General features: G+C 42.0%; 16 protein-coding genes. 4 read left to right on the forward strand and 12 right to left on the reverse strand.

All coding sequences use genetic code 11. The annotated features are described in order from the left end of the window. The first annotated feature begins 29 nt into the window (after positions 1–29). Positions 30–1,391 (forward strand): MATE family efflux transporter, encoded by a 1,362-nt coding sequence (locus LCH52_09185; protein MCA0388654.1) that lies wholly within the window; start codon positions 30–32, stop codon positions 1,389–1,391. Here the strand turns inward: LCH52_09185 and LCH52_09190 are convergent. Next, entirely contained in the window at positions 1,388–2,599 is a 1,212-nt protein-coding gene (locus LCH52_09190; GenBank protein ID MCA0388655.1) for an MFS transporter, read from the reverse strand. The genes LCH52_09185 and LCH52_09190 overlap by 4 nt on opposite strands. A 91-nt stretch (positions 2,600–2,690) precedes the next feature. Here LCH52_09190 and LCH52_09195 point away from each other — a divergent pair, with 91 nt between their 5' ends. After that, positions 2,691–5,003, forward strand: coding sequence for a tetratricopeptide repeat-containing sensor histidine kinase (locus LCH52_09195; protein ID MCA0388656.1), 2,313 nt, complete (start codon positions 2,691–2,693; stop codon positions 5,001–5,003). On the opposite strand, the gene LCH52_09200 is transcribed toward LCH52_09195, so the two are convergent. Together LCH52_09200 and LCH52_09205 are read right to left on the reverse strand one after the other, a co-directional pair. Next, positions 5,000–5,683, reverse strand: coding sequence for an inorganic pyrophosphatase (locus tag LCH52_09200; protein MCA0388657.1), 684 nt, complete (start codon positions 5,681–5,683; stop codon positions 5,000–5,002). The two genes, LCH52_09195 and LCH52_09200, sit on opposite strands and share 4 nt — an antisense overlap. Before the next feature lie 27 nt (positions 5,684–5,710). Continuing rightward, the gene (locus LCH52_09205) at positions 5,711–6,361 is read right to left on the reverse strand and encodes a DUF4412 domain-containing protein (protein ID MCA0388658.1); all 651 of its coding nucleotides are present in this window, start codon (positions 6,359–6,361) and stop codon (positions 5,711–5,713) included. A 193-nt stretch (positions 6,362–6,554) separates the two neighbouring features. On the opposite strand from LCH52_09205, the gene LCH52_09210 reads away from it, so the two are divergent. Continuing rightward, a complete protein-coding gene (locus tag LCH52_09210; GenBank protein ID MCA0388659.1) occupies positions 6,555–7,265 on the forward strand; it encodes a hypothetical protein in 711 nt (236 codons plus the stop codon). A gap of 16 nt (positions 7,266–7,281) precedes the next feature. On the opposite strand, the gene LCH52_09215 is transcribed toward LCH52_09210, so the two are convergent. The 6 genes from LCH52_09215 to lexA form a co-directional block, all read right to left on the reverse strand. Next, the gene (locus LCH52_09215; GenBank protein ID MCA0388660.1) at positions 7,282–8,655 is read right to left on the reverse strand and encodes a YchF/TatD family DNA exonuclease; all 1,374 of its coding nucleotides are present in this window, start codon (positions 8,653–8,655) and stop codon (positions 7,282–7,284) included. A 137-nt stretch (positions 8,656–8,792) separates the two neighbouring features. After that, a complete protein-coding gene (locus LCH52_09220) occupies positions 8,793–10,451 on the reverse strand; it encodes a hypothetical protein (protein ID MCA0388661.1) in 1,659 nt (552 codons plus the stop codon). Further along, the gene (locus LCH52_09225; GenBank protein MCA0388662.1) at positions 10,451–12,037 is read right to left on the reverse strand and encodes a PHP domain-containing protein; all 1,587 of its coding nucleotides are present in this window, start codon (positions 12,035–12,037) and stop codon (positions 10,451–10,453) included. Before LCH52_09225 ends, LCH52_09220 begins: the two co-directional genes overlap by 1 nt. Positions 12,038–12,376: 339 nt before the next feature. Beyond that, complete coding sequence (gene dinB / locus LCH52_09230; protein ID MCA0388663.1) at positions 12,377–13,519, reverse strand: DNA polymerase IV; 1,143 nt, start codon at positions 13,517–13,519, stop codon at positions 12,377–12,379. Between the two features lie 3 nt (positions 13,520–13,522). After that, positions 13,523–14,428, reverse strand: a complete 906-nt coding sequence (locus LCH52_09235; protein ID MCA0388664.1) for a DUF72 domain-containing protein — start codon at positions 14,426–14,428, stop codon at positions 13,523–13,525. A gap of 14 nt (positions 14,429–14,442) precedes the next feature. Next, on the reverse strand, positions 14,443–15,075 hold the full coding sequence (lexA, locus tag LCH52_09240; GenBank protein MCA0388665.1) for a transcriptional repressor LexA: 633 nt from the start codon (positions 15,073–15,075) through the stop codon (positions 14,443–14,445). Between the two features lie 206 nt (positions 15,076–15,281). On the opposite strand from lexA, the gene LCH52_09245 reads away from it, so the two are divergent. Continuing rightward, positions 15,282–16,766, forward strand: coding sequence for a succinylglutamate desuccinylase/aspartoacylase family protein (locus tag LCH52_09245; protein ID MCA0388666.1), 1,485 nt, complete (start codon positions 15,282–15,284; stop codon positions 16,764–16,766). 284 nt (positions 16,767–17,050) lie between these two features. Here LCH52_09245 and LCH52_09250 read toward each other — a convergent pair whose 3' ends face one another. The 3 genes from LCH52_09250 to LCH52_09260 form a co-directional block, all read right to left on the reverse strand. After that, complete coding sequence (locus LCH52_09250) at positions 17,051–20,983, reverse strand: T9SS type A sorting domain-containing protein (protein MCA0388667.1); 3,933 nt, start codon at positions 20,981–20,983, stop codon at positions 17,051–17,053. A gap of 36 nt (positions 20,984–21,019) precedes the next feature. Then, positions 21,020–22,618, reverse strand: a complete 1,599-nt coding sequence (locus tag LCH52_09255) for a T9SS type A sorting domain-containing protein (protein MCA0388668.1) — start codon at positions 22,616–22,618, stop codon at positions 21,020–21,022. 432 nt (positions 22,619–23,050) lie between these two features. After that, positions 23,051–23,450: T9SS type A sorting domain-containing protein (locus tag LCH52_09260; GenBank protein MCA0388669.1), on the reverse strand; the 400-nt coding region annotated here is incomplete at its 5' end.

Genomic DNA, 23,450 nt, shown 5'->3' on the forward strand with positions numbered 1-23,450 from the left:
ATTGTGCTTCTTTTTTAAATCAAAATCGCATGCTTAAGAAAATTCTACCTGATCCGGCTTACTCCGGTACAATCCTCAAACTGGCTTTACCGGTCATCGCCGGACTATCAACTCAGATGATTCTTTCTCTCGTTGACACTGCGATGGTTGGCAGGCTTCCGGATCCTGAATATACTTTGGCTGCAATGGGTTTGGGATTACTCGCCACCTGGGCGGTGGTGAGCATCTGTTCTTCCCTGTCGACCGGAACTCACATACTCGTTGCACGCCGATATGGTGAGAAAAACTATGCGGGCATCAGCGCTGTGCTTTTCAATTCATTCGTCCTCACTGTGACTATCGGTACGCTGATGGCAATCATTGGATGGGTAACTGCCGATTGGATTTCAGGTTTTCTCTCAAAAGATGATAAAGTCGCCGACTACGCAGCACAATACATGATCTGGAGATACCTCGGACTCCCCTTTTTCATGATTACTGTCTCATTCAGGGGGTTCTTTTTCGGAACAGGAAATACAAAGATTTTCATGTTCTCAGCAATAATGATTAATCTTTTGAATATTCTTTTCAATTACATGTTTATCTATGGGAAACTGGGAGCTCCCGAAATGGGAATTGCCGGTGCATCCCTCGGATCTTCTCTCGCAACAGTGTTTGATGCAATTTATTATTTTATTGTTTTTCTTGGTTTCAGAAACTACAGGGAAAAGTATCATTTTAGCAAAAGTCTTAAAATTGTCCCCGAGATTATCAAACGGATTCTGAAATTGTCAGTTCCCGTTTCCTTTCAAAATGTTTTTATCCTTATCGGATTTCTCTCGTTTGTTGCTATTACCGGTTTACTCGGTATAAATCAGCAGGCTGCAACTCAGGCTATCATTTCCACTCTTTTTCTCTCATTCCTCCCCTCCAACGGATTCGGAATTGCCGCTCAGACACTCGTGGGTAATGAACTGGGAAAGGATAACATCACGGGAGCCAAGACATTCGGTTATGAAACTGCGAAACTCGCTACAATTTATACACTGATACTTTCGACAATTTTTATTTTCTTTCCTGAAGTTTTGCTTCATATCACTACTGAAAAAGATTCGGTCATTAATGCTGCAATTCCGGCAATCAAATTTGCCGGCTTTGCGCAGATATTCTTCGGGGCGGGTATAGTTTTCGCTTATGGATTACAATCGACAGGGAAAACCACCTTTGTGATGATGGTCGAAGTAATCACCAATCTCCTGATACTGGTGCCAATGTCGTATTTCCTCGGAATCTATCTGGGATACGGGTTGCCAGGTGCATGGTCGGCTCTAATTCTTTACACTACAATTTACATGGTCGTCATGTTCCTGAAATTTCACAACGGCAAATGGCATTCGATGAAATCATTTTAATCATTCCGGAGGAAGGGAGTGATGGCAAAAATTGAGAGGAAAAACAAACCGATTATCAAAAACGGGTAGCGGACTCCAAACCAGTTCACCAGATTACCCGATAAAATTGAGCCAAAAATTACCCCCAATGTCTGCGAACTCATGGCGAGTGCCAGTATGCCCCCTTTGTTTCTACCGCTCGTATGTGTCGATATTTTTGTAAACAGAACAGGCACTATAACCCCGTAGCACAAGCCCAATACTGTCCGTGCAGGTATCAATAGATACACATTCGTTATAAACGGGTGGAGGACATACATCAGTCCCGTTCCAAGTGAAGCAAATCCCAGGACTTTCCTCAGAACCGCCTTGTCGACAATTTTTCCGAAATAAGCCGAACTGATGGTCGAAAAAATCCCAAGAATACTGTATAAACTTCCTGCCATAAATGCCAAAGAGTACTCAGGTGGTAAATTGAAACTTTCTATGTACAAAACAAATATTGGTCTGAGTGAAGAGATTCCCAGTGATGTCAACAGGATGAGCGACGCTGTGCCCAATAAAACGCGGTCATTCAGCATCGTTCTGATATTGTCTCTAACTCCGATTTCTTCTTCTTTGTCAGTAGCATGTGAGTCCTTATCAACAAACATAATCACAACAACCGCCAGCAAAGCAATGGCAAGCCCTACTACGAGGAAAACCCCTCTGAAACCAAGAATTTCTGAAAGCAACCCGCCGATTACGGGCCCAACCACTACCCCCCCGTTGCTTGCTGATTGCAGCAGGCTGATGGAATAACCCTGTCGTTCTTTTGGTGCGATGGCTGTAATTAAAGACATTGCTGCCACATTATATCCGCTTAATGTCCCCTGCAGAAGCCTCATTCCAAGTAACCAGTAAACATTTGGTACAAAATAAATCAGGACCTGAGCAATCGCCAAACCGAGCAGAGCACGCACTACCATCGGCTTCCTGCCCCGTTTATCCCCCAGAGCGCCCCACATCGGCTGGGCGATGAGGGCTGTAACGAAAGGACCTGCAAATACTATCCCGCTCCAGATGGCGATTTCATTAGTCGTAGCTATCCCAAGCTCCCTTATAAACAGAGGAAGAAATGGAATTAAAGCACTCATTCCACCCATTGCAAAAAACTGGCATACTACAAGGATAAAAAGGGTTCTCTCCCACTTACGGGACATGGAATGTTTTAGATATCTTTTTAACATTTAATATTGTTTACAGAAAAAATCTTTATTTTACCTCTTCAAAAATGATAAAATACTTCACACAATGAAATTTAAATTATGCCGGCTGTTGTTGTTTCTGTTTTTAACGGTTGAAACAACTTATGGTAATTCAATTGACTCACTCCTCGCTGCCGCTTCCGGGCAGACCGGCGCTATTAAAGCTGCAACTCTTGTACAACTTTCGTTCAAATATAAAGATGTCGATCCCCTTCTTGGAACCAGACAGGGATTTGAAGCTGTTGCACTTGCTCAGAAGGCAAAAGATCCATTGACTGAGGGTACAGCATACACTGCAATTGCGGTTAATTTTACCAATCTTGGCTATTACGATTCGGTGGTTACCTATGCAATGAAGGCAAGAACCATTGGAGAGAAGTACAAAATTCCCGTCCTGATTGCCGATTCACACAACTACATCGGCTTGGCGTTCTACTTTCTTGGTGATGGCAAACAGGCAATCAGATTTTATGAAATGGCTCTGGAATTTAGAAAAAAGGATAACAATCCGGACAAGCTTTCCAAACTCTATAACAATCTCGCCATTGCATACTCGATGGAGCATGATTTCCAGAACTCCGAAAAATACACCCTCCTCTCCCTCGAGCTGAAGAAAAAAACAGGTGATTACAATTCTCTGGCGAGGACATATACAAATCTTGCCTCTATTTACCGCAAGAAAAAACTTTATACTCTGGCTTCCAGCTATCTCGATACAGCATATTCAATAAGTGTCAAGTACAAGTACGAAGGTGGAACGGGAATTGTCTACAAAAGTTTTGCACGGATTTATGCGGATCAAGAAGAATACAGCAAAGCGATAGAATATACACTGAAGGCTGCCGGGATATTTGAAAAATTGAACGACCCACGCGGAAAATGTGAGACATGGATTGAACTTGCAGAATATTTCAGGAAAGACAATCAGCCCGGTGAAGCTGTTAAAAAACTGGAAGAAGCTGTGCAGCTTGCAAAACGATTTAACTTTAAAGTTGCTTTAACCGAGGCTTATATCGCCCTGTTTAATATTGCCAAAGCGCAGAATGATTCCGAAACGGCTGTTAAATATGCCGATATGCTGATACAGCAAAGAGACAGTCTTTTTACTCAATCTTCATACAATAATCTGCTGTTAAAAAGTATAGATTATGAAATTAAACTAAAAGATCAGGAAATAAAAACGCTGTCGGAGAAACAGCAACTTCAAGAATTGCAGAACAGCCGCAATTTAATGATATACCTGATCATTTTTATTGTACTCGGTTCTCTACTGGTTACTGTTCTTGTCATTTTCTATCAAAAAAGAGCCTCGTTGCGACTCGTTCAGGATATGATCAATTCTGTCACAGACCCCTTTATGCTCATCAACGCTTCGAACAGTGAAATTCTGATAAGAAACAAATCCAAAATAAGCGATTTGTTTGTGAATATGGAGATTAGTTCGATTCTCACCCCGGAAAGGCTTCGACGAATAAAAGAGGAGAAAAATTCTTTTATTGAGGAAGTGGAATTTCAGTCTGATGACGGGAAAAATTACCACTTTAATCTGAATTTTTATCCTGCCCTGAGCAAGGGGAATGAAGTGGAAAAAATAGTTCTTTATGCAGCTAACATAACAGCGCTAAAGAATGCCGAGAAAACTATCAAACAGTACCTCCAAAAATTGACCCGCTCGGAGGAGGAGCTTATAAAACTGAATGAAAGTAAAGACAGTCTTATCTCCATTCTTGCTCACGATTTAAGAAATCCGTTCGTATTGCTGATCAATATTGCAGATATCCTTATTGATGGATATTACGAAATGACAGAGGAAGAGAAGTTTAAACTCCTGAAAGACTCGCAACGAACTGCAATCGCCACTTTACAAATTTTGGAAAATCTCCTTAGTTGGGCAAGAACCCAAAGCAAATCACTAACCGTGGTAAAAGAGCCGCTGGATATTTATAAAATTGTAGAAGGGACCATTCTTACAGTTGCTCCTCTGGCAGAAGTAAAATCAATAACCATTGAGAATGCTGTTCAGAAAAATTTACCTCCCGTCAGATTCGATAAATTCATGCTTGATACCATTCTAAGAAATATGGTTGCCAATTCAATCAAATATACCCCCGGAAACGGCAGCATTAAAATTCACGCCGGGTTGTCGAGTGACAGCAAAATTTCTGTCAGGGTCTGCGATACGGGTACGGGGATAACTCAGGATGAGATTTTCAGGATTTTAAATGAGAATTCTATCAAGTCGAAACCCGGAACTGACAATGAAAAAGGAACGGGCATCGGATTAATAATCATAAAGCAATTTTTGAATATTAACGGCTCGGCTTTAAAAATAGAAAGTGCCCCCGGAGAGGGCACTTGCATGATGTTTGACATCTATAATGACTAACCACGAAGGATGTCTGTAAGCATCTCCTCTATCCCGCCGAATCTGCTTTCATAGTCAAGCTGGCTTCGCCTGATCACTTCATGTGCCTCTTCCCTGCCGTAAATATGAGTTATCTCAGTGCGGGCTTTTGAGGACCCCGGAATATCTTTATAGGTGAGGAAGTAGTGCCTTAGCCTCTCAATAAGTGAAGGCGGACACTCATGAATATCCCGCATGTTTCCGTAAATGGCATCACCTTTCATGACGGCTATAATTTTGTCATCAGCCTCATCACCATCGAGCATCCTTAATCCGCCTATGGGAATCGCCTCAAGAGTGATTCCACCCATCGTTATGGTTTTTTCAGACAATACACAAATATCCAGCGGATCACCGTCACCGATGATACCCTTTCGTCCCGTCTTTTCATCACAAAATGCGGCAACATTTTCAGCACAAAAAGTCTGAGGTATCAATCCATACATACATGGACTCACATTTGAAAACCGTTGTGGACGGTCAACTTTGAGGTACCCGGTGCCCTTGTCAATTTCATACTTGACCGTATCCGTGGGAACAATCTCTATAAATACCGTTATTTTGTCAGGGGCATTATCACCGATCGGAATCCCGTGCCAAGGGTGGGGTTTGAATAACAAACCCATCATTTTCCAAATGGGATCTTTCTTCACATCCAGCATTAAAATTCTCCGTTTCTTCTCAGATTTCTATTTCTGCTGCATCATTTGATCAATGAGTGACTTATAATCTTTTGGTACTTCGAAAACACTCGCAGGTACAGGCATCACTTCCGCTTTTGTTGTCTCAAGCATTTTGACTTCCTTACCGTCTTTTTTATCCAAAACGAGAACCGGGAAAAGGTCGGCGAACTGACCAAGAGCTCCCATCACAGTGCCCTGACTTTCTTTTCCCTGATCCAGTTTGAAAAGAAAAAATCCACCCAGGTCTTTAGTAAACCATGCAATACCATTTTCAAGATCGCCCGATTTTATGATGTATTTCGTACAATTCAGCCCGTTGATCATTTTTGTTTCACCGGTATTAACAACAGCGTCGTCAATGTTTTTGGCAGAATCTTTTGCTTTGTTTTCTCCATCGAGGGGTATTTCCATAAATAATTTTTGAGCATGCATGACCATCAGCATTTTATTATCTTTCATCATGATGGATACTTTCATTCCCTCTTCTTCGGCAAGAATTGCGGACTCTTTGCCATTTGTGTAGTATTCCACATCCTTTAATTCCTGCGATTTTACATCGTAAATACTCATCGTAACCTTCCCCTCAAATATCTGAGCATTGAGCGAAGAGACTAAAATAATGAATGAAACTAACAGAAAAAATTTGAAATTGAACATAAAATGCCTTTTTCTTGATTGAATTGGATTTATTAAAATAATTTTTGATGAAAGTAAAGATAAACAGTTGATTGTTCAAAAAAAATGATTTAGCTCTCAAATCCCCCCGAAATTGACTATCGGGAATCTTTTTGAAGAAAATGTTATTTTACATGTAAGATTTGAATTTTTATTCATTAATTCGGAGAATACTGTGAAAAATTTCATTATTCTGTCCCTGTTTTTATTTCTTGCCACTTCGATTCATGCTCAAACACTTGATGAAGTGCTCGCAAATTATTACACCGCAATCGGACAGGAAAAACTTGTTAAAGTAAATACAATGCTGTCAAAAGGCAAACTCTCCCAAATGGGTCAGAACCTCCCATTCAAAATGACCTATGCGAGACCGTTAAAACTTAGATTTGAAGTTACATTTCAGGGTCTTACAATGATTCAGGCATTCGATGGCGTGAAAGGCTGGTCAACCAATCCATTTATGGGTGATGGTGAACCTGCGGAAATACCTGCTGACCAGCTCAAAAACTTAAAGGTTCAGGCAGATATGGATGGGGCTCTCTGGGATTATAAAGCAAAAGGTTACACTGCCGAACTGCTCCCCAACGAAAAAGTTGAGGGCGTTGAATGTTTTGTAATCGAACTTAAAGATGCCGAAAAAGACAGCTATAAAATCTATCTCGATAAAGAATCTTTCATGATCCTGAAGCAAACCTCAAAAACCGTGATGGGTGGACAACCTGTTGAGATGGAGATTTACCCTTCCAACTATAAAGACATTGAAGGTATGAAGATAGCCTTCGACATCGAAGTAAAAGCCGAAGGACAAACCATCTACAAAATGGCTCTCGATTCCAATGAAATCAACCCAAAAGTTGATGATAAAATTTTTGTAATGCCGAAATAATCCGGCATACTAAATCTTAAAAATAAGTCCGTTCCCTGAAGCTGACACCAATCTCGTCGACTGCTATGGAGCGGGCTTTTTCTATATCCACCTCAGGAATTCCCACAACTGATAAAACAACATTTGGAACAAAAGCTTTGGCTTTTGTTGTAAATTCCAGCATTTCAGTAAACATACTCTCATCCACCCGCATCAGTTCTGCATATTTTTTAGAATCTGTAGCATTCAGACTGACAGAAATGGTATCGATAAGACCCCTCATTTCGGGAGTAATATCTCTGTGATTTATCACATTTCCATGTCCGTTGGTGTTAATGCGGGTCTTTCCACCGTTTTCCTTCACAAATCCCGCAACAACTTTCACCACATCCCATCTGATGGTAGGTTCACCATACCCGCAAAAAACTATTTCGGAATATTTCATCGGGGCACCAATGGCATCTATGTATTGCTGAATATCAGGTTCGTTGTTTTTATCCATCCCGAGATTATATCCTGCCAGAAACGGAGAATCCTTCCTTCCACAAAATACGCAGTCGGCGTTGCACCTGTTAGTAACATTTACATATAATGCCGTGCCAATCTGATAAACAATGGAAGTTTCGGGAGTTTTCCCGATCTTGAAGAATCGCCATGCGTTGTAGGCTGTAATTCGGGAAATATCATCAACAGTAAGATGATGCAGTTTCGCCAGTTCCTCTGCCACATAATGAACATGTGCGGGCTCATTTCGCTTCCCTCTGAATGGAACGGGAGTCATAAACGGCGAATCAGTCTCGAGCAAAAGATGTTCCGGATGTACTCTTGCCGCAATCAGCCGAAGATCTTCCGCTTTTTTGAAAGTGATATTTCCGGTAAATGAGATCATGTGTCCCATGCGCACATATTCAAGAGCATGTTCGAGCGGTGCGTTAAAACAATGAAACTGGGCTCTGAGTCCTTTTGGTGTAAACTCTTTTATAATCTCCAGCATGTCATCATCGGAATTCCGGTTGTGAACTATTACAGGAAGATCCAGTTTAATCGCCAGTTCCAGTTGATCGCGGAATGCTTCAATTTGTTTCTTCTTAGGAGAATAATCGTAGTAATAGTCGAGACCAATCTCACCAATGGCAACTATTTTCTCTTTGTTTGCGAGTACTGTCTGCTCAAGTAGCGGCAACCAGGCTTTGTCCCATTCCTTGCTGTCCAAGGGATGGACTCCCACGGAGCCGTATATAATATCATATTTTTTGGTCAGTTGAACGACCTGTGCTGAACTCGCAAGGTCAGTGGCAGGAACAATAATATATTCAACCCCTGCTGCCAGGGCTCTTTCAATTACCTGATCGATTTCATCAGCATAATCGGGATAAAACAAGTGTGCGTGTGTGTCTGTAAGATTTTTCATATTAATTTTTCATCTAATTTCAACTGCAAATTTACGAAAAATCCTGCTCCCTTTTACTCCACTTCCAGGCGCATCATCCACGGGCTCACCTTCATACCCTCCAACCAATAACTAATAATTCAAAACTCATAACTAAGTCATCCTGCATACGCCCTTATCAGTTTCTCCTTGTCGAGGTCGAGGGTGATTTGTGTTTCCTCTTCGTAGATTTTTTCGTTTTCACCGCTGTAGTTGCTTTCGGAATATGTTGCACTTTGGAGCAGTTCCATATCAAGTTCACCGCCGATGATTTCAAGTTTGTTCACAATCAGGTTGTTGCCATTCAGGGCGTCAACCTTTCCTTCGACGAGGTAGGGACCGAACGACATCGTCTTTTCCGCATATTTGGCGTATGTTTCGGGGAAGAGCACAGCTTCAAAGGTATCAGTCAGGTCTTCCAGTGAGAGGAACTTCATCGCCTTGCCGTCTTTTGTCCGTATTCTTTTGGCGGTCATAAACCAGCCGATCATTTTAACATTTTTACCGTGCATTTTGGGGATGTCGATTGCTTTTGTGACAGTGGTATCGTTCGTCCAGCCGCCATAAAACTGCAGAGGGTGCCGGCTGACCATATAATCGAACGCCTCCATCTCCGCCAGACACTTCTCTTCAACCGAGTACTGAACCCCCGTAAGCACCTTCCGCTCCAGTTCCATCTCCTCACCGGCAAAAAGGCTCTCCTGAAGTGTATCGAGTATCCGCCTGTGCTTCATGTAAACATCGAGCTGTTTAAGAAGGTCGGGTCTCCCCATGCCGAAACAATCCATTGCTCCGCACTTTATCAGGTGAACTGTGTCCTCGAATCCGGAGCGGGTTCTTGTCAGAAAATCTTTGAGGGAAGTGTAGTCGCCGTTTTCCTTCCTCTCCCTGATCAGATTTTCGGCGGTGCTTTTTTTCAGGTTTTTTATCGCCTGCAACCCGATTCTCAGTTCACCTCCCTTCCCCGTATATTCGTAAACGCTTTTGTTTATGCAGGGAAGAAGTATCTTAAGACCCAGTCTGCGTGCCTCCTGAATGTAAACTGCGGCGGAATAGTAGCCTCCACCGTTACTTAAAACACTCGACATAAACTCAGCAGGATAATGGACTTTAAGGTACGCCACCTGATATGAAAGAAGAGCAAACGATGCACTGTGTGCCTTGCAGAACGAGTAACCCGCAAATGACTTTATCTGCCGCCACAATTCACTTGCCACATGAGGCTTCAGTCCCCGCATCTCACACGACTCGAAGAACCGCCCCTCAATCCTCTCCATTGCAGTTTTGCTCCTGAGTTTACCGCTCATTGCACGACGGAGGAGGTCAGCTTCCTCAAGCGAGAGCCCCGCTATGTGATGCGCTACCTTTATCACATCCTCCTGATAGATCATCACACCGTAAGTTTCTCCCAGTATCTTCTCCATCTCGGGAATGAGATACTTCCGCCTCCGGGGGTCTTTGTGGCGTGCGATAAACTCCTGCATCATGCCGCTTTCCGCCACACCCGGACGAATAATAGAACTTGCCGCCGTCAGCATTTCAAATGTATCGACATCCAACCGCGTAAGAAGCGACCGCATCCCCGGCGATTCAATGTAAAAACACCCTATCGTCCTCCCCCGCTTTATTATGTCAACCGTCTTCTCATCCTTGAACAAAAAATCATAATCGAAAATGTCAAAGTCCACCCCTGCCTCTTTCCGTGGTATCGGGCGGTGGAGAGAGATTATCTTTGTCTTCGACTGCTCCGGCAGCCGGTAATCGATCATGTCAAACATTACAACACCTTCCCCATGGTTTCTCTGAGTACTCCGAGGGAGCGCTGACTGAGGAGGTCAATTTTAATCAGTCCCATATCCTCAACGGGATACATGTCTGGCTGAGTGATGATTATTCCCAACCCCTTGTTGCTTGCAAACTCGAGTGCAACAAAATCGGTGATAGGAGTGGGTGTAATAACAATTCCCCCGGGGTGAATGCTGAGATGCCGCGGAAATGATGCCAGCCGCGAAGCAATTGAAATAATACTTTTCCACGGCTCCCCTTCGAACTTCAACGACTTCGATTCAGGAAACATTGTTGAGAGATTTGCAAGATTTCTTGCATCTGTCCACGGAATGAACTTGCTGTACTGCGATATTTCACTCTCGGCAATTCCGAAAACTTTTGCCGTCTCTCTGAAAGCCGATCTCGCTCTGAAAGTCACGGTTGTCGAAATCATCGCCACTTTATCGTAGCCGTACTTTTCAAAAACATATTTAACAATCTCGTCCCTCTCCCGCCATGAAAAATCGAGATCAACATCCGGGGGACTCATCCTTCCCCTGTTCAGAAATCTTTCGAAGTAGAGGTCATATTTTATCGGATCCACTTCCGTGAAGCCGAGACAATATGACACAAGACTGTTTGCAGCCGATCCCCTCCCGAGCAGCATCATCCCCCGCCGCTTTGCCTCCCTGACGATATCCCAGACCACAAGAAAGTAGTCGGGAAAGCCGAGATCATTAATCACTTCAAGTTCATAACGGAGACGGTTTATTGCAGTTTCGGTGATCGTGTGATATCTCATTTCCAGCCCTTTGAAGGCAAGCTTCCACAAATATGAAAATGACGGTTCATTGTTTGGTGTGGGAAAAAGAGGAAACTTGGTCTTCCCCGTTTCGAGATTCAAATTGCAGTTGTCAACGATATGGTTTATGTTCTGAAGTGCGCCCGGTATCTTTTTCCACTCCCGCAACACTTCCTCATAGCTCCTGAAATAGTAATCCTCAGACTCTGTTTCCTCTGGTTTTATGCTTCCCAGAGTTGTTCGCAATCTTATAGCTGTAACGGTTTTGTGAAGAAGATGGTCTTCTTTGTCTAAAAAGTAAACGGGAGAAGTGGGAACATACCTGTAACCGTTGGCGATGCAGAACTCATACACCTCCCTCGACATTTTCTTCGTGGATGGTGTTACGGGAAGTTCACCGAATACGGTTGCCTTGTTCCCCGCTGCCTGAAGAAGTCTGATCGAAGGGGTGACAAGAAAAAGTCCCGGCAATTCACTCCGGACAAGCCCCTCAAGTGTGAAGTTCTCCTTCAGTTTTCTGGCGGTTATTATCCTGCAAAGATTTGAGTACCCCTCCCGTGTGGCAGCAAGAAGGAGAACATACTCCTTTTCATTCCCGGGGTCATCGATATAAGCACCCAATAGAGGCTTGATTCCGGCTTCAGCAGCCTTTTTGTAGAATTGAATCAGTCCGTACATGCCGTTCCTGTCCGTTAGAGCAAGAGCCTTCATTCCAAAGTCCTTTGCCCGCCCGATCAGGTCGTCTATCGATACCGCTCCCTGCAACAGGGAGTAATTGCTGTGTACATGTAACATCTTTTTCTAATCCAATAATGCAGTAATGCAGTAATGCAGTAATCCAATAATCCAATAATGCAGTAATTTCCCCGAAGAGAAGAGCAAAACCGCAAAGGGCGCAAAGATCGCAAAGGGTTTATTAAACCACAGAGCTCACAGAGCACACAGAGGAGAACAAGAAAAATATATCCGTGAAATCCGTGCTAAATCCGTGTCATCCGTGGAACTATTACAACTCCTCTGCGTAAATCCGTTTAATCTGCGTGTATCCGCGTCCCCTAAATTTTTCATACTTCAAACTTCTGACCTCATACTTCAGCCTTCAGAAATTCAGCCTTCAGCCGTCATATTTCAGCCTTAATTCTTCCCCATCTCGATCGACTCAAATCCGAACTTTGACCTGATTTTATTGATGGCATACATCATTTTCTCCCGTTTTTCCTCTGTTGTTTCGAACAATGACTGTTGTTGATGATACTCGACGAAACCGCTCATTCCGACACCGATAAGCCGCACACCGACCCGGCGGGTATATGCTTTTCTGAAAAGATCCGCTGCGGTTTCATAGACGAATTTGTCATCCATTGTTGGCAACACCTGTTTTGCCCGCGTGATTGTGGAGAAATCGGCATATCTCAGTTTGATGTGAATATTTGTAGCCATACTTTCTTCATCCCTGATCTGCTGACAAATTTTGGCTACAAGTCTGAACATAATGGCTTCAATTTCTGCGGGTGAGGAAATGTCGGAGCGAAATGTCTGTTCACTCGAAATGCTTTTCCTTTCCCAGGATTCCGCAAGAAATTCCGTCCCCTTTCCGTTCGCTTTTTCCCAAATATCCAATCCTCCTTTCCCAAAAACCGATGCAAAATACTCGGCGGGCATTCGGGCAATGTCACCCAAAGTGTAAATACCCCGGGAATGGAGTTCACGAATAAAAACCTTCCCCACTCCCGGCATCACCTCAGCGGGAAGTGGTGCCAAAAACTCTTTTTCCGTACCATTCGGTACACAAGTGATTCCCCGTGGTTTGTTGAAATCTGAACATATTTTTGCGATGGTCTTGTTGCTTCCTATTCCTATTGAACCGGGAAGTCCGATTTTCTCATAAATCTCATCCAGTATCCTCTCAGCGAGCAGCATGAAATTACCGTATATTTTCTCACAACCTGTGAAATCCATATAAAACTCATCCACGGAAGCCTGCTGTAAAACAGGGGGATACTTCACAAGAATATCCTTCACCATATTGGAATATCTGCTGTACTCACCATGACTCCCTCTGACAAATATGGCCTGTGGACAAAGTTTATACGCCTTTCCTGCAGGCATTCCCGATCTCACCCCAAATTTCCTGGTCTCATATGAGCAGGCGGCAACAACTCCCCTTCCACCCGGTTGTCCGCCAACTATCACAGGTTTCCCCACCAGGGAGGGATCGAGTATCCGCTCTACCGAAACAAAAAAAGTATCAAGATCAAGATGAAATATTACTGCCATAACTCATTCCCACAACTCCGGCTCAAGGTCTTTGCTGATTACCCTCAATGCGGGGAAATAGTTGCTCATTTGAGCGGGCATTTCCACTTTTACCTTTTCTTCGATGTAGTGGATAAGCTCGAGTGCATTCGCAGGTGCATTCCCGGCAGGATGGTTGTTAAAGATGACATACACTTCTCTCAACTCATGAAGTGACCGCTTAATGATCTGAGCGAGTTCTGCAATTTCACCCGATGAGTAGAGGTAGCGGTATCTTTCATTTTGAGCTTCATAACTTTGCAGTTTTCCAAAATTTGAGATCGACTTTAGCCATCCCTCCTCGTTTCTCCCGTGGAGACGGATATAAGCCCTTCTGTTCACTATATTGAAACGAAATGGCAAAGATTCTCCGATTTGTGGCTGGTCGATGCTTGCAGTAATAAGTCCCCACTCCCGGCAAAATTTAGCAGCATCATCACTGTCCCACGATTTGTGCCGCACTTCCAGAAATTTTTGATATCCACAAAACTCATCGTTCAGATTGATCAGATAGTTCGCCGTCACTTCATTGAAAGGAAAAGAATACGGGAATTGAATCAATAGACCTCCGAACCGCTCTCCCCTGACGAGAACATTCAGGACGCTCCGTACCGCATCAATATTTTGCTTCACATATTCCCGTTTGTGGGTAAAATCCTGATGAAGTTTTACCGTAAACAGGAAATCATCCTTCCTTTCAACTTTTTTTAACCATTCGAGAGCCATACCGGGATGAGCATACTGATAGTATGTGGAGTTGATTTCTGCACAATTAAAATAACGGGAGTAAAAAGTGAGCTTGTTGAAATCAGAACCCTGCTTTTGCGGATAAAACACGGGTGCCCAGTCTTTGTATGACCACCCGGCAGTTCCGATATTAAACTTTATCATCTCGGTCGCTTCCTTTAAGAATAACGGTTTGGTTTGGCTTCCATACTCCGGTATATCCCCACCACCACTCCAACAATGTGGAAGTGGCGATACGACTCATCCACCGTGATCGGGAGAAACTCCGGATTCTCGGATACCAGTTCAATGGTTTTCCCTTTTTTGAAGTATCGCTTCACAACCGCACCGTCATCGAGCACAGCCGCAACAATCTGACCATTTACGGGTTCCACATTCGGATTCACAATAATCACATCACCGTTGAAGATATAGGCATCCTTAAGACTCTGTCCCTTCACCTTCAGAAGGAACGACTCCCTTGGTATTTTTATCATATTCGGCAGATCAACCGTATCTATTGCTCCGGGATAGATTGTAACGGGACTTCCCGCAGCAGCCTCACCGATTATCGGCCGGGTTACGAACATGTTTTCATCGAGTTTCAGTTCGATTCCCCTTGCTGTTTTTTCATCCCTTTGGATGAGTCCCTTTTTCTCCAGTGCCTGAAGGTGCTCCCGCACAGTTGACCGGTTTTTATAGCCGAATTTTTCCGCTATCTCGGATAAAGAGGGGGGCCACCCTTTTTCATCACGAAAATCTATGATGAACTGGAGTATCTTCTGTTGCGTTTCCGTTAAATTTCTTGTCATCTCTCATTCCGGGTGTTTGTTTTCCAAAATACCATACATTTGTATGGGTAATTTAACAGGTATTAATGACAAAGTCAAGGGAAATGTTTGCAAACTAAAAATTTTTTTTTGATTTCATCCATGCAGTTTGAGAGAGTTGAAGGGATGGAATGAGTCAAAAGTGTTAATTTTAGGCTTTCAATCACACAAAATTAAAGGACGATATTTTGAACCGTTTATTCTTCTGTTTTCTGCTTCTCACGGCTCTTTTACTGCCCCAGAAAATTACAACCCCTTTGGAAGAATCAAATTTTAAAAAGCTGACATCACATGCCCAGGTTCTTGATTTTATTGGCAAACTTCCAAAAACAAAAGCTCCTTTTGTAACAGAAACGATAGCAGTCTCTGCAAAAGGAAGGGAAATTCCCGTTCTGAAATTTTCTCTAAAAGAATTTGGTACCGACCCTGCCAAGCTCAAAGTTTTACTGTTTGCCCAACAGCATGGTGATGAACCCTCCGGTAAGGAAGGGGCTCTTATGCTGATCCGCGACCTGGTTTCGGGAGACCTCTCCCCGCTCCTTGAAAAACTTGATATAGCCATTGTACCCATGATGAACCCCGACGGGAATGAGGGCAACAGAAGAAGAAACGGAAATGGTGCCGACCTGAACCGTGATCACCTGCTCTTATTACAGCCTGAAAATCAGGGATTGCACAACTTCTACAATCGTTACAATTTTGATGTCTCGATGGATGTGCATGAGTATTCCCCCTATTCTGAAAGCTGGATGGAAACAGGTTACATAAAAAATTCCGATGTCACCGCCGGAAGATTGACCAACATAAACACACCCGAAGCACTTCGAAATTTCTCTGAAAATGAGTATCTCCCCTTCCTGGCAAAATATGTAAGAAGTGCCGGTTTTTCGTACGCTGAATATACTCCCGGCGGTCCCCCGGAAAAGGAATATATCAGACACAGCACCTACGACATAAATGACGGCAGACAGGGTTTTGGATCGCTGGGTACGCTGTCCTTTATCCAGGAAGGGAAAAACGGCGTTGATTCGGTTGAGAACATCAAAACAAGGTCAAACTCGCAAAAAACCGGTATGACTGCATATCTGAAATTTATGTTCGATAATGCAGGAAAAATCAAGGAAATGGTGCAGGTCGAGAAAAAGAAAATCGTGGAGGGATCACCTGAAAAAGTTGCAATTCAAATGATACACACCGGAAACGGTAAAAAACTTGAGATGCACCTTCTCACCATGGCAACCGGAAAAGACACTGTTGTTTTTGTGAACGACTATCGTCCCGTTGTCAAATCGGTTTTTGATGTGGTGAAACCGGCAGGCTACCTTATTCCCGCTGACGACAAAGAGCTTGTAAACTGGGCTAACCGGCATAAATTTATTATGACAAAATATTCACCCGATAAATCCGATCGTATCGAGGAGTATATGATTACAAAGATTGATTCGATGGATTTTGAAGGAGATATAGTAATTAATCCCGGTTATTCAACTGCCACACTCACTTCAAAGGAACTGAAAGGCGATTATTACCTCATCACAACCCGGCAGTCGGGTGGAAATGTAGTTGTACAGGCTCTTGAACCAAAAAGTATCATCGGGCTTGCCACTTACAAATACTTTGATTATCTCATAAAAGCAGGAACAAAATATCCTGTACTCAGGCTTGTGAAATAAACCCGTAGAATAAAAAACCGGGATTCAGTTTTGTTAGAGACTGTATCCCGGTTTTCTTTAAAAGACTTCGGCTTACAGTAATAATCGGTGGCAAAGATCAAATAGGATTAGTCTTGGAATCAAAAAAGTCCGGGAAATAACATCAAACTTTTTGCCTGACCTGCATTACACTAATTTTTCAGATGAACCGATTAAATAAAAGGCTGCACCCTACAGAGACAGCCTTATAAATTAGTTGTTGTTTTTGGTTTTCGACCCCCGAATGAATTTCCCGAGAATCGGGACTACTTCAAGAGCAAAGCTTTCATCGTTTTGGAATAAGTTGTCTTACTCTCAAGCGATTGCGCTGTCAAACGGAAAATGTAAACTCCTGAAGAGAGTTTTGTTCCGTTGAATCTCTTCTCATACAAGCCTTTTTCCATTTCACCGCTTATGAGTTCTTCAACCTTTTGTCCTGCAATGTTGTAAACAGTCAGCGTTACACTGCTCTTCTCCTTGAGGGAGAATTTTATAACTGTTTCGGGGTTGAAGGGATTGGGGTAGTTGTTAAAAAGCTGATATTCATGCACCATTTCAGTGACAGAATTAGTTATCCCCTTAGGAAGACCCAATGATACTGAATTTATTGGATGAAATGCGACCGAGTCTGCAAGACGGGAATTCAAGTCTTTCAGATAGACAGATTCGGGATATTTACTCTCAAGTCTGTTTCTTGTTATTTTAGCTCCCTTTACATCACCAAGATTTCCAAACTGGTACAGTGATTTTTTGTAAAGAGCGTATGATTCAGGAAGTTTCCCTGCATACTCGGAACAGATACTGTCATAAATGGCTACATCGCCATTCATTAGATCAAAAGCTGAAATGGCAAGCATTCCTTTTGCTATCGAGCCTTTAGTCGCTTTGTTTCCATTCAATATATATTCTTTGTAACTTGAAATCTCTTCAGGAGTAAAGGTCTGCCTTAAAACCAGAAGAGCCATTGGAGAAAGAGGATCATCACCGTTCTGCTCAAGAATGTCAATACATAACTTCCTTGCTTGGTTTAATCTGTTCGAACGAATGTGATTTCTTGCAGTTTCCAGCTTTTCACGAACAGTGGTTCCTTCTCCATTTGACATCCCTTTTATCGCTGCAAGTTCTTCGTTTTTGCCATCACCTGACAAAGGATTATCCGGAACATAAGTAAATGATGGTTCATCAAGGACTGATGCACCACCCCATGCATTTATCATTTTTGAGGATGTGTTTGCCCAATAGTTGTCTTGAACTCTGACATAAGCCTCATTTTCCGCTTCAATGTTCTGATCAATGCTGAGGAAAGTATTATATGCACCTATCGGATCGTTTCCATCCTGACCAAGATAAAGATCGGAGTATGTTGTGTATAATCCGATGAAATTGTTCTGAAGGAAGAGATTAGCACCGGGTGCATCATATTTCTCATTGACAAAACAATAATCAAACCATAAACCCGTTTCACACCCTGTAATATTAAAATTACTCATGGTGATCCATGAATCGTTGGCACTTAGTCCACGCCTGTAACACTGACTTAAAGATATATTGTCGAGACGGGCAAATCGGGCTGATTGGTTTTCCAAGAGTATGCCATAATAACATGTCTCAAACTGTGTGTTTTCAACAACAAAGTTTTGTGCATTATATGATTTGAGACCATATTTTGCATTTTTGATTAAAGCCTTGTCAATCATTATTTGTGCATTGGAAGCAATTATCCCATTCTCACCATACCAGCTCGCGGTACCAAAATTCAAAACACAGGGATTAGTCGCTGAACCGATTACATAAAGGTATGTATTGTTTACATTTATCTTTGAACTGTTTTCGATCGTCACATCCGCACCAGAGTCTATTGTAAGGATATATGGAGAATTTATCACAACATTACCTTTTATTATTGTATTACTCGCAACTGTTTCATCTCCAACCAATTCTCCTCCGGCTACGATAGTCGGTTCTATTTTGAAAAGTGTGCCATCACCAGGTCTTAAGAATACAACAACTTCAGCCTCCGCTTTTGTGTAGTAGATACGACCGGTTTTTAAGTCAGTAAATTTGAGATTACTTCTTCCCTGAAATATCCCGTAATTCACTTCCATAGCAACATAACGGCTGGATTCTTCATTGATATTGTTGCATCTTTTGTTTACAACATATAAATATTTCGCATTTGGATTGTAACCTGTTGAATGATATTCTTCAAAATATCCTGTTTCAACCATCGGTGTTGCGTCCGCTTGAGTGAAATTGGAATCCAAAGCTGTAGAAACAGAATTAATCCAGTCAATCGTACTTGTCTCTGTTCTGTTCCAACCTTTTGCATCAATCCATCTTAATTTTAGAAGAACAGAATCAATAAGTGCTGTCGATGCGATAAAATCCCTGACTGCATAAAACCTGTGATTGGGGATTTGGTTGTTAGCAGGGTTTTGGACCAGTCCGGTGCCCGAATTACTTGAATCATAAACCGCTGCTGAATCATCAAACAATCCGAATGTATTCCAGGAGGGATTAGCTGTATCAAGAGTAGAAGCAGCTCTTGTCGGTACCATGTAATACATGAACCCTTTGGCACCATAAGCAAGAGAGAGATTACCCTGAGCAAATATTTCATCATAAGTTGGAGCTCGTCTCGAATGAAGTCCGGGAACAGTGTATGCAGAATTATCATCTCCTACAACATATTGCTCCGAATGGACTCCCAAAGTCATAACTAAAGGTATATCGTCTGTTTCATCAGTGTTATATCTTTGTGCACCCAATTGTGCTGATCTTAGCCCTGAGAACTGATATGGACCTGTGCCACCATCATTGAAATTGCGATAATTAACTAAGGTGTTTAACATTGCTTGTACATCGTCTTGCGAATAAGTTGTCCCGGACCCTATCGGATACAGATTATAAAGAAGATAATTCTTTAATCTGTTTTCTGAAGGAGCTGCCCACTTAATGTCAAAATGATGGAAATAACCCGGAACTGCTCCTGTCGCACCATTTATTTCAAGGTTGTTATTCGATGTAGCCTTTGAAAACACTTCCGCTTGCAGATCTTTTCTGTATTCTGCAGAAAGTTGGAAGGGTTCATCAAAGTAAAAACTTTGGAACCTGGCAGCGTCAGTTACATTTGCAGGATATATAGTTTCGAGTTCGGTTAAAATTGAATCCATAAGTACCGGGCCCGTGGTGTTAACATACAATCTCCCAAATTCCTCGCTGACAAAAGTAATTTTGTCAATATAGACTGTGAGATTGCCACTCCAATAAATATGAAACGCAAGATTCAAGTCTTGTGAAACACTAAAAGAATTTGTTTCAATCCAATAATAGTCACTACTCTCGGGTAACTGATTATTTTTGAAGCTTTGAGATAATCCCACAGACTCTAGTGGTATCACTTCGGGTTCAGTAAAAAAATCCCTTCTTCGTTCTATCTGCGGTTGATTTTGTAAGCTTGTACTCAAAGGACCTGTATAAACGCCAATACCGTCCCTTTCTTTGGTTGTATCATTATCAGCTATTCGCAGGTAAATCCTCATCTTGTATTTCAGACGGGGATCAGCCACCTGCATCCATGGGATCATACCCCACAACATTACCCCCTCATCATGTGTGCCGTACTGACATCTGCGTGATTGATGGTCTCCTGATGCAGTATTTTCATTTATATTTTGCCCGGTTGTCTCCAAATATGCGGGCTTGTATTCATCTCGCATACCCCAGTAACAAGTTGCATTGGAACCGGCAACCGTAAACCCAAAGTTTTCACCCGGGGCAATCGTTGGGGCAGTTGTCCCTCCAAATTCAAGAGGATATTTTGAGTGAATATGCCCGAGAGCTCTCATAAATTCGGCGGGTTTGAAATACCTTGGTACAGGTAATGATGGGTCATGTTTCCAGGCAAAACCCATATCATTTAATAGAAAGGTATTATTTGAATCAGTGATACTCAGATTGTACAAACCCTCCGTAACAAGGTTTGTTAGTCCGAGTTCTCTGAGTTTATCAAAATACCACCCTTTCGCCTGATAATTGGTTATCAAACTATCGGAGTTTCCTCCTCTTGGGTGGTGCAAGGCGTTAACGACAAAGTCGAAAAAGCCTGTATGCATCATGTAATCGATGCCGGGGCGAGGTCTGTTCTGTCCTAAGAACATCCCTGATAAGAGAATTATTAATAATGCAGCTTTTTTCATAGCGCATCCCTTTGTTTTGTTGTGCTTTTGTTTTTTTTACTTCATATATTGAAGTTTCAAACTTTTGGATAGAGTTTTATCACCTTGTTTAAGTTCAAGGGTTAAAATATAAACCCCACTGGAAATTGTGAGCCTTGACAGATCAATTAATTCAGTATGTTCCCCTTTTTCCTTCTGGAAGATGGTCTTATATATACTCTGACCGGTGATATCGTGTAGTTCAATCGTCAATTCGCCATCAAATGGTAAGTGGCAGGAGACATTTGTTACAGTTTTTACAGGGTTTGGGGAGAGACCAAGTATCAGCCCTGAATCCAGGTCATTCTTAATTCCATTTTCTTTAATTCCATTTGGAATATCACTACCTGAAATTATGTAAAGATTACCGGGTGGGATGCTTGTATGGTCGGTATAACCATTCTCAGCAATACAAAAATCATCAATCCCGTCACCATTTACATCCCCTACTCTTCCACCAAAATTGAGGTTGTAATAAGATGATGATGTACCATAAGCTCTTCTCTTCTCTGCCCACATTGGGCTTCCACCGAGATATAAAAACATACTTGAGTAAGGTATGTGACGGATGAAATCGTTATACAAGTCATTGTTTACATTTCCCGGTGAAAAGCCATCATTCCAAATTGACCACTCTGTGTTCAAACCGTACTCCGGGGTTATGTTTGGAGGTCTGGAACCAAAAGACATTACTTCTGTAAACCAATAAGGATGTGTTCCCTGATTCGCAAATACCAGTTCCCCCTTGCCGTCGTTGTTGAGGTCTTGAACAATGTACATATGATCTACATATTGCATGGTATCTGTGAATTCATAGTAATTACTGAAGTTAAATTCGTTATTACCGTAAATGAACCATCTTTTTCTTTCTGGGTAACTTGCCGGGGCATAATTTTTATATAAATCAATTGAAATATCGTCTTTCCCATCCCCGTCTAAATCGGCAACATAAAATGTAAGACCAAATTGATAGGATGTATCAGGATACAGCAACAAAGTATTGTAATCCCTTATAGTCAACAATGTATTTGTTTCACAAATTGTATATCTTCTATGTTGTTCGGAAGAACCGGGGAATCTCAGAGCATCTCTGAAAACAAATTCCTCATATCCATCACCATTAAAATCAATTGGCCAACTCTTTCCATACATATCTAGATAGATTACAGTGCTGTCATGATATGTGAATGTATAGTCAGGAATTGAATCAAGCCCTGGACCTCCAAAATAGATATCAATGACAGGTGGTTTTTGTGTTCCATATCTTTGCACAATAAAATCACGGTATCCGTCCCGGTTTACATCACATCCTGTGGTACCCTTCGGTGAAAAATTGGGTATCACAAAAGCAGGGATTGTGCTCACGGGGTTTCCGCCGTAAAAAAAGCTCAACTTTCCACCTGCACCAGTAGCATTATCCATTTCTGTAATAAAAAAATCATCACAGCCGTCGTTGTTCTGGTCACCCAGATAAACTATCGATTCAGGCCAGTACCAGGCTCTTTTAATGAATAGATTTGTATCAAACTGGGCATTAATCTCTGTTGTGCAAACAACTAAAAGAAGTAGAACCGAAAACGAGACTAATCGGAAGGGATTATGTGTTAGCTTAGACATAGAATTTCCTCACACAAAGTTTGTGTTGATGGATTAAAAAATAGATATTTAGAATGAAAAGTTTCCGGAAGGCACAGAAAAATTGGGGGACCCGTAAAACCGGGATAGGAGATAAAAAGAGAAGACAGAAAGTTACCAAACCAAAACTGAAGTATGGTCTGTTTCCCGGCAGAAGACAAAAATGTTTCCCAAGTGTTGATAATAAGCCCGGCATGGAAAACAATAAACAACAATCCCATTTGAGTAAACCTGCGAATGATTACTTTTTTCTTTATAAATCTACTTATTTTTCAAATTCCGTGCAAGAAATATTTTCCTATTATTGAAATTTATTTCAAAAAAGATTTATAGAAGGCTGCCCCTCTCGAGACAGCCTTATTAATTTAACATTCTGGTGCGGGCTTTTCAGCCATCAACCTTCATTCCTCAGCCTTATTTAAGGAGCAATGCTTTCATCGTTTTGGAATAAGTTGTCTTGCTCTCAAGCGATTGGGCTGTCAAACGGAAAATGTAAACTCCTGATGAGAGTTTGGTTCCATCAAATTTACGCTCATAAAATCCTTTCTCCATCTCACCTGATACAAGTTCTGCAACCTTTTGTCCTGCAATGTTGTAAACATTCAGCGTTACACCGCTCTTCTCCTTGAGGGAGAATTTAATAACCGTTTCAGGATTGAATGGATTAGGATAATTATTTAGAAGATAGTATTCAAAAACTTCCGAATTTGTCGTCTGAGATTGTTGTTTAGGAAGTCCAAGTGGAATAACTGATTTGTTGGAAAACACCATAGTGTCTGCGAGCCTTACAACAAGGTCTTTGATGAACAGGGAG

The organism is Bacteroidota bacterium, from assembly GCA_020161395.1.
Taxonomy (GTDB): domain Bacteria; phylum Bacteroidota; class Ignavibacteria; order Ignavibacteriales; family Ignavibacteriaceae; genus UTCHB3.